Source organism: Intestinibacter sp. (assembly GCF_051866655.1).
In the GTDB taxonomy this organism is placed as follows: domain Bacteria; phylum Bacillota; class Clostridia; order Peptostreptococcales; family Peptostreptococcaceae; genus Intestinibacter.
In genome coordinates this window covers 1-8260 of record NZ_JBJDXL010000021.1, presented here as the reverse complement: position 1 = coordinate 8260, position 8260 = coordinate 1, and the positions used below count along the sequence as shown (strand labels likewise).

9 protein-coding genes are annotated in these 8260 nt (G+C 30.4%); 7 read left to right on the top strand and 2 right to left on the bottom strand.

Annotation, left to right across the window (positions count from 1 at the left end; genetic code table 11):
* The first annotated feature begins 294 nt into the window (after positions 1–294).
* Positions 295–1545 carry an HlyC/CorC family transporter gene (locus ACI3VO_RS00605; RefSeq protein ID WP_439756048.1) on the top strand — a complete coding sequence of 417 codons (1251 nt, stop codon included), beginning with the start codon at positions 295–297 and terminating at the stop codon, positions 1543–1545.
* Between the two features lie 66 nt (positions 1546–1611).
* Here ACI3VO_RS00605 and yfcE read toward each other — a convergent pair whose 3' ends face one another.
* Positions 1612–2178, bottom strand: coding sequence for a phosphodiesterase (gene yfcE, locus ACI3VO_RS00600; RefSeq protein WP_439756047.1), 567 nt, complete (start codon positions 2176–2178; stop codon positions 1612–1614).
* Positions 2179–2200: 22 nt separating this feature from the next.
* Complete coding sequence (locus ACI3VO_RS00595) at positions 2201–3001, bottom strand: NAD(+)/NADH kinase (RefSeq protein ID WP_439756046.1); 801 nt, start codon at positions 2999–3001, stop codon at positions 2201–2203.
* Positions 3002–3159: 158 nt separating this feature from the next.
* On the opposite strand from ACI3VO_RS00595, the gene ACI3VO_RS00590 reads away from it, so the two are divergent.
* From ACI3VO_RS00590 to ACI3VO_RS00565, 6 genes are all read left to right on the top strand, one after another.
* A complete protein-coding gene (locus tag ACI3VO_RS00590) occupies positions 3160–3654 on the top strand; it encodes a YbaK/EbsC family protein (RefSeq protein WP_320626552.1) in 495 nt (164 codons plus the stop codon).
* Positions 3655–3865: 211 nt separating this feature from the next.
* The gene (locus ACI3VO_RS00585) at positions 3866–4771 is read left to right on the top strand and encodes an RluA family pseudouridine synthase (RefSeq protein ID WP_439756045.1); all 906 of its coding nucleotides are present in this window, start codon (positions 3866–3868) and stop codon (positions 4769–4771) included.
* An 18-nt stretch (positions 4772–4789) separates the two neighbouring features.
* Entirely contained in the window at positions 4790–5794 is a 1005-nt protein-coding gene (locus ACI3VO_RS00580) for a nucleoid-associated protein (RefSeq protein ID WP_439756044.1), read from the top strand.
* A 35-nt stretch (positions 5795–5829) separates the two neighbouring features.
* Entirely contained in the window at positions 5830–6741 is a 912-nt protein-coding gene (locus tag ACI3VO_RS00575) for an ABC transporter substrate-binding protein (RefSeq protein WP_439756043.1), read from the top strand.
* Positions 6722–7747 (top strand): FecCD family ABC transporter permease, encoded by a 1026-nt coding sequence (locus tag ACI3VO_RS00570; RefSeq protein WP_439756042.1) that lies wholly within the window; start codon positions 6722–6724, stop codon positions 7745–7747. Before ACI3VO_RS00575 ends, ACI3VO_RS00570 begins: the two co-directional genes overlap by 20 nt.
* Positions 7748–7752: 5 nt before the next feature.
* Positions 7753–8260 (top strand): ABC transporter ATP-binding protein (locus ACI3VO_RS00565; RefSeq protein ID WP_439756041.1); only part of this gene is annotated, 508 nt, incomplete at its 3' end.

Sequence of the window (8260 nt, the reverse complement as noted above, 5' to 3'; positions counted from 1 at the left end):
AAAAAAGTCTTCATTTGAAGATTATTAAATTAATGTAGACTTTTTTGAAATGCATGACGGAAATTATATTTATCCAAATTTTCAAAGGGATATAATTTCCTATGCATTATAAAAAGAATATTAGAATATTAACTGTATTTTCAAAATGGTAAATTGCTTACATTTATGTTATAATTAGTACTAATAAAAAAATCTTCATCTAAATATTATCGAATCGATGTAGATTTTTTTGAAGCATATTATTATAATTTATTATACATTATAAAATTTTAGAAATTAGGAGAGTGGTAAAGGTTGGGTTCGACCGAAAATGTATTACAGATTGTATTACTAGTGTTTTTATTAGCGGGATCGGCATTTTTCTCAGCGTCTGAGACAGCTTTAATGTCGCTTAGCAAAATTAGAATTAGATATATGGAAGATGAAGGTGTAAAAGGGGCTAAGCTAGTGGCTTCTCTTATAGAAAAGTCAAGTGATTTACTTAGTTCAATCTTAGTTGGGAACAATATAGTAAATATAGCTGCTACATCAGTTTCTACAGCTTTGTTTATGAGCATATTTGGAGCTCAAGGGGTTGCAATTGCTACGGCTGTTATGACAGTTCTTGTTTTAATTTTTGGGGAAATAACACCTAAAACTATTGCAGCTAATAGTCCAGAGAAGGTAGCATTGCTAGTATCTAAGCCAATTAATTTAATTATGAAGATTGTAAAGCCTTTAGTTTGGGTGTTCAATCTTTTAACAGGTGTCATTTTTAAATTAATGGGAATTGACAATGACGGTGTTAAACCATTTATTACAGAAGAAGAATTGAAGACTATGGTAAATGTAAGCCATGAAGAAGGCGTGCTTGAAATGGAAGAGCGTGAAATAATAAATAATGTCTTCCAATTTGGAGATATGCAGGCTAAAGAAGCAATGGTTCAAAGATTAGATATGGTAGCTATAAATATAGAAGACAGCTATGATGAAATCATAGAAATGTTTAAAAGTGAAAAACTAAGTAGATTACCTGTATATGAAGAGAGTATTGACGATATTGTGGGAATATTAAATGTAAAAGATATAATTTTCTTAAGCGATGAGGAAATAGAAAATTTTGATATAAAGGATTACATTAGAGAGGCATTTTTTACTTATGAATTTAAGAAAATAACTCAGCTCCTTGAAGAGATGAAAAAAGAAAAAAGTCAAATGGCTATAGTAGTAGATGAATACGGTGGAACAGCTGGATTGCTTACTATAGAGGACTTAGTTGAGGTAATTGTTGGAGATATAGACGACGAATACGACGAGGAAGAAGAGGAAATCATAAAAGTAAGTGAAAATGAATATTTAGTTGAAGGTAGTACTAAGATAATCGATGTAAATGAAACACTTGAAATCAATCTTGAATCAGAAGAATTTGATTCTATAGGTGGTTTTATAATAGGATATTTAAAGCGTATACCTGAAGAAAATGAGTTAGTTGAAGTTGAAAATGTCAAGTTCAATATCGAGAGCATCGATAAAAATAGAATAAACAAGATTAGAATATTTATATAATATCGGGATGTGTTTTCGAATCAAAAAAGCCTAGATTAGATTTTAAATCTAATTTAGGCTTTTAAATTACAATTCTATTATTTCACCTGTATTTATATCTATTAAATCGATATTTAAGTCTAATTCATCGTGACCGTCATCAATAGGTATAATATCTATAATAGCTACTGAATGGCTGCCATCCTTAGGGATAGAAGTACTTCCTGGATTTAAAACTATTAATCCATCATCTATGAATAGCTCTTTTACATGAGTATGTCCTAAAATTAAGACATCTGCGCCCATATTTTTTGCTTTTTTTATGATTTCTTCCTTTGATTCTAGATATCCGTGATTTAATAAAAATCTTATTTCTCCAAATTGAGTTAAAACGTAAGGACTTTGTATAGGATGTTTTATGACCATTTGATCTACATCAGCATCGCAATTTCCTCTAGCTATTAAAATATTGTCTACGTTGTTTATTTTTTCGATTACGCCTTTAGGGTTGTATCCTTCAGGTAAATCATTTCTTGGACCGTGATAAAGTACGTCTCCTATATGGAATATCACATCGCAGTCCTTTAATAAGTCTAATGCTTTTTCAAAATAAGGTAAGCTACCATGAGTGTCGCTCATTACACCTATCTTCATAATTATCCTCCTAAAATAAAATTTATAAGAACTTTTCAGTTACTCTGCTCCAAAATTCGTAATTTGACATTCTAAGTAATTTGACTTTTAAATCAGAAACAAATGTCGAAATACTTACTATTTGCTTAAATTGATATTCTACCCCATCAACAATTATCAATATTGAATCTTCAAATCTATATTCTGGTGATATTTTTACAATTGAATCCTTTGAACAAATAATACTAGAAGTAAAGCTTCTATATGCATTTGTGTTTATAGGTGCTAATGGTGTAATTTGCATTACATTTATACTTGGGTCTATTATACTTCCACTGGCTGCATAATTGTATGCTGTAGAACCTGTTGAAGTCGAAACTATTAGACCATCACCGCTAAAGTTTTGTACATGATGGTTATTTATGCCCAATGATAAATGTATAGTTCTGGATTTGTATCCTTTTACTACAACTTCATTTATAGCGAAAACATCATTGCAATTAGATTTAGTACAGACTGTTGATTGAAGTACAGGAATTTCTTGAACTATGTAATCTCCCATTAGATAAGATTCGATAAAAAGATCTATATCAGATGGAGAAAAATCAGGGAAAAATCCTAGATGACCTGTATTTATTCCTAAAATAGGAACCTCTGGAAATTCAAAGTCGTGTACTGTTTGTAAAAAAGAACCATCTCCTCCTATAGAAATTATTAGTTCCGTTTGGGGATGGAGTTTATCACAAACTGTAAATCCTGCATTTTGCAATTTATCAGTTAAAATATCCTTAGTCGTTATAGATTTTGGTAGATTATTTGAGCTAATTGTAATAATTCTTTCCATTATCCCACCTCTTTATAACAAGTATTATAACACAGATTGTTATTAACTATAACTGTTTAGAATTAATATTATAAATATAATATTTTTCATGATTGTGTATGAATTGTAAAAATTTATGTTATACTATATGGAAAAGATTAAATATAGGGGTGTAAAAAATGTCGATAGAAAAAGTTAGAGCATACTTTGCAGAATATGGAAGAGAAGATGATATTTTAGAGTTTGATCAATCAAGTGCAACAGTTGAATTAGCAGCTGAAGCAGCACATGTTATACCAGCTAGAATAGCTAAAACTCTATCTTTCAAAAATAAAGCAGGAGATAATGCGATATTAATTGTAGTTGCAGGGGATGCTAAAATTGATAACAAAAAATACAAAGCAGAATTCTCAACAAAAGCAAAAATGCTTACTCCAGATGAAGTTGTAGAATACATAGGACATGCTATAGGTGGTGTGTGCCCATTTGCAATAGCAAATGACGGAGTAAGAGTATTTTTAGATGTTTCTATGAAACGTTTTAGTACAGTATTCCCAGCTTGTGGAAGCAGTAATTCAGCTATAGAATTGACTTGCGACGAAATGGAAAAGTACTCAAAATGTGAAAAATGGGTAGACGTATGCAAGGGATACGATGAAGCTCTATCAGAATAATTTATAGAGTATTAAATTAAAAAATTATTAGAACTATAAAAGGGGTTTTTCAATAGTAATACTATATAGGAGAACTCCTTTTTTAGCTTATTGAGAATAGACATATCATCGACAAAGGCATTGGCAATTTATAGTTAATCTTTTTTGTTCATTATATTAAAAAATTAGTGTAAAATATATATGTTAAATAATAAAGGAAGTAGGTGAAGATTTGTTCAAAAAAGAAGATCAGACATATAATCTTATATCGTACATAAATGAAGACGATAATTTGACATTAAAAGAGGTTTTATTGGATAAATTAAACTTTTCAGTTAGATATGTATCTAAATTAAAGCGATTTAAAACAGTAAATGTAAATAAAAATTTTAAAAAATTAGATAAAAAGGTTAAAAAAGGAGATTTAATAGAAGTAAGCATAGAAGAGGATATGGCAAATTTTAAACCTCAAGATTTAAATTTAGATATAGTTTACGATGATTTTGATTTAATTGTTGTAAACAAGCCTCCTTTTATGGTAGTTCATCCTACAAAGAGTCATTTTGAAAACACTATGGCAAATGGAGTTACAGATTACATAGTCAAAAAAGGAGAAAATGTAAAAATAAGATTTGTAAATAGATTAGATATGAATACATCAGGCCTTGTAATAGTTGCAAAAAACCCATTTGCTCAACATGTATTGTCTAGCGAGATGAAGGATGAAGGCTTTGATAAAAAATATATAACAGTAGTAAAGGGTGTCGTGGAAAAAGACCAAGGCACTATAGACGAGCCTATTTACAGACCGACAGATGATAGTGTGAAGAGAGTTGTAGACCCTAGAGGACAAGAATCTATTACTCATTACAAGGTAATTGAGAGATTAAAGGCTGCTACTGTTTTAGAGGTTAAACTAGAGACAGGTAGAACTCATCAAATAAGAGTTCATATGTCTCATATAGGTCATCCTATTATAGGAGATGAATTGTACGGCTCTTTAGACGAAGATTTAATAAATAGACAGGCGTTACATGCATATAGCTTGAAGTTTAAACAGCCTAGAACTAAAGAGGTTTTAGAATTTGAGACAGATATACCTCGAGATATGAAGGAATTAATTGAAAAATTAAGATAGAAATAAGGAGAGATTAAAATGGTTATACATAAATCTATAGTGCATGTTTTGGATAAAAACAATGATAGTCCGATATTAAACGATTACGAATGTAGAAACAGTTTAGAAGTGGATAAGTTTTTTCAAAAGATTATAAATAGAGTTTCAAAGGACGATGATTTAAGAAAGGCAGAATTTAACGATTACAATAACAACGTAGTTAAAAATTGCTGTGAACAAATAATTTACGATGAAGATACATTTTTACAAAATTCAAAGGAAATAGCTGCATTTTTATTTGAAGTTATGAAGTCAGGTGAAGAAATGGATTCTTGTGATCTTGCTGTTTGCTTGTACAGTGTAAAGGACGAAAAAAACGTAGCGATAATCAAGCTAGAATATAAAAAGTCATACACACATTCTATTGAGTTTATAGAAGACAAATTTAACATACAAATAGTATCAAATGAAATTGGAATCCCAGAGACAGGGCGACAAAAACAATGTGCTCTAGTAGGTGTAAGCGGAATTAATGACGAATACCATCTAAAGTTGCTAGATAAGGATGCAGAAAAGGAACAAATCGAAACAAAATTTGTATCAGACTTTTTAAATGCAAAAAAAGTAGAAGACAGCAAATATAAAACAAAGGTATTTAAAACTACGGCTGAAAACTGGATTACAAATGCAATTTCAGATGACATCAAAAAAGCAGAGGACATAAGAAGCATGTTAAACTACACTTTAAAAGAAAAAGCTGAAATCGATGTAGATGAATTTGTACAAAACAATATAATAGATCAAGAGTTAAAGGAAAGCTTCAAAGAACATATGGAGGATAAGGGACTTACTGAAAACTTCTCAATTGATAAAAAATGGGTTGAAAAGAAACTTAAAAAGAGAAGTATAAAAACAGATAATGGCTTTGATATAAAAGGAAATTTATCAGATTTTGAAGATCCTATGAAATACAGCGTCAGAAAAAATGAAAACGGAACTTTCGATATAGTAATAAAAAATGTATCTTTTTATGAGGAAAAGTAAACATAAATTTAAATTTAAAAAAGGAGGATTTTTAAGTGAAAAAGAAAATTTTATCTATTTTATTGTGTTTGACAATGCTTTTAGCAGTTGGATGCAATAACGGCAATGGCGGGGACAAGAAAATAACAGACAGACAAGGAAATGAAGTAGAAGTTCCAAGTAAAATTGAAACAATTATATCTACTGCACCAGCTAATACAGAAAATTTAGTGGCATTGGGATTAGCTGATAAGATTATAGCAGCAGATGAATATTCAGCAGATGTTGAAGGGCTAAGTAAAAATACTGAATTAATGAATTTTACAACTCCAGATGCTGAAGCAATTATAGAATTAGATCCAGATATAATAGTAGCAACAGAATACAGCGGTTCATCAGAAGATCCTTATAAAGCTATCAAGGATGCTGGAATATGTGTTGTATACATACCAAGTAGCAACAGTATAGACGGTATATACGAAGATATCACATTTTTAGCAGAATTATTTGATGTAAGTGATAAGGGTGAAGAAATAATATCTTCTATGAAATCAGACATTGAAGAAATACAACAAATAGGTAGCAAAATAGAAAATAAAAAGAAGGTTTATTTTGAAATAGGACCAGCACCAAACCTATACAGCTTCGGTAATTCAACATTCTTAAACGAAATTATAGAAATAGTAGGTGCTGAAAACATATTTAAAGACCAAGAATCTTGGATATCTCCAAGTTCAGAATCAGTAATAGATGCAAATCCAGACGTTATACTTACTAATGTAAATTATATAGAAAATCCAATCGACGATATAATGAATAGAGATGGATGGGAAAATATAACTGCTGTTAAAGAAAAAGAAGTTTACTCTATAGATACAAATTCATCTTCAAGACCAACACCTAATGTAATAAAAGCTTTAAAAGAAATGGCAAAGGCTATATATCCAGATGAATATAATGACAAATAGACAAAAGAGTATAATAAGCATATTTATAGTATTTATATTAATTTATATTGGGGCTTCTATAGGAAGCTCCGATATAAGTATGTTAGATACTATATCTATAATTGCAAATAAAGCTTTAGGTATACCTCTTAGAGATGGCATATTAGCTAAGGATGTATCTATTATTTGGAAAATTAGATTACCTAGGGTTTTATTGGCATTTTTAGTTGGCGGGTGTTTAGCGTCAAGTGGTGCTGTTGTTCAATCTATATTGAAAAATCAATTGGCATCACCATTTACATTAGGGGTATCATCAGGTGCATCTTTAGGTGCAGGACTTGTAATAGTAACAGGTTTTTCTATTCCATTTATAGGAAGCTTTACACTTCCATTAGTTGGATTTATATTCGGTCTTTTTACAGTCTACATAGTAATAATATTTTCTAATAAAATAGATAGAACTATGTCTAACAATACTATAATATTAGCTGGTATGGTTTTTTCTTTATTTGTAAATGCTTTACTTACAACGCTTACTGCGATGTTTTCAGAGGATTTAAAAAGTATAACTTTATGGCAAATGGGTAGCTTTGCCATGAGAGGATGGACATATGTCGGACTTATAATGCCATTTTGTTTAATCGGTATGATAGGTATACTTATGTATACTAAAGAAATGGATATACTTACATTTGGAGAAGAGCAAGCTAAATCAGTTGGAGTCGAGACATCAAAGGTAAAGACTAAGCTTTTTATATTTTCAGCTGTTTTGACAGGAGGAGCTGTATCACTTAGTGGGACTATTGGATTTGTAGATTTAATCGCACCACATGTAGTTAGAAAGATATTTGGTTCAAACCATAGATATGTAATACCGATGTCTTTTGTATTTGGAGGATGCTTGATGGTGGTTACAGATTTAATTGCAAGAAGTGTATTTGCGCCAGTAGAGCTTCCAGTAGGAGCAGTTACAGCTATTATAGGAGCACCATTTTTTGCATATGTTTATTTTAAAAAAGCGAGTTGATAATTATGTTAGAGGTTAAGAAGCTTTATAGCGGATATGAAGGAAAAGATATATTAAAGGAGATAAATTTTACAGTTAAAAATGGAGAAAATTTATGTATAGTCGGTCCGAATGGATGTGGTAAAAGTACGCTTTTAAAGTCTATTGCAAATATTTTGGAGTATAAGGGAAGTATTTTAATCGATGGACAAGAGGTATTTTCTATGAATAGAAAACACTTTGCAAAAAAGGTAGGACTTATGAGCCAAATTACAGAAATTTATTTTCCGTATACAATTTACGATACTGTATCTTTAGGTAGATATGCTTATAGTAAAGGTGTATTGAGCAAATTATCTAAGGAGGACGACGAAATTATATTAGACAGTATAGATAAAGTCGGGTTATTGGATATAAAGGATAAATTAATAACAGAGCTTTCAGGAGGACAAATGCAGAGAGTATTTTTAGCGAGAGTATTTGCACAGGATCCTGATATTATACTACTTGATGAGCCTACAAATCATCTTGATT

Bases quoted from the DNA above. Each gene is read 5' to 3' on its own strand.
- ACI3VO_RS00595 (WP_439756046.1), bottom strand. From the start codon at position 3,001: ATGGAAAGAATTATTACAATTAGCTCAAATAATCTACCAAAATCTATA.
- yfcE (WP_439756047.1), bottom strand. From the start codon at position 2,178: ATGAAGATAGGTGTAATGAGCGACACTCATGGTAGCTTACCTTATTTT.
- ACI3VO_RS00590 (WP_320626552.1), top strand. From the start codon at position 3,160: ATGTCGATAGAAAAAGTTAGAGCATACTTTGCAGAATATGGAAGAGAA.
- ACI3VO_RS00580 (WP_439756044.1), top strand. From the start codon at position 4,790: ATGGTTATACATAAATCTATAGTGCATGTTTTGGATAAAAACAATGAT.
- ACI3VO_RS00570 (WP_439756042.1), top strand. From the start codon at position 6,722: ATGAATATAATGACAAATAGACAAAAGAGTATAATAAGCATATTTATA.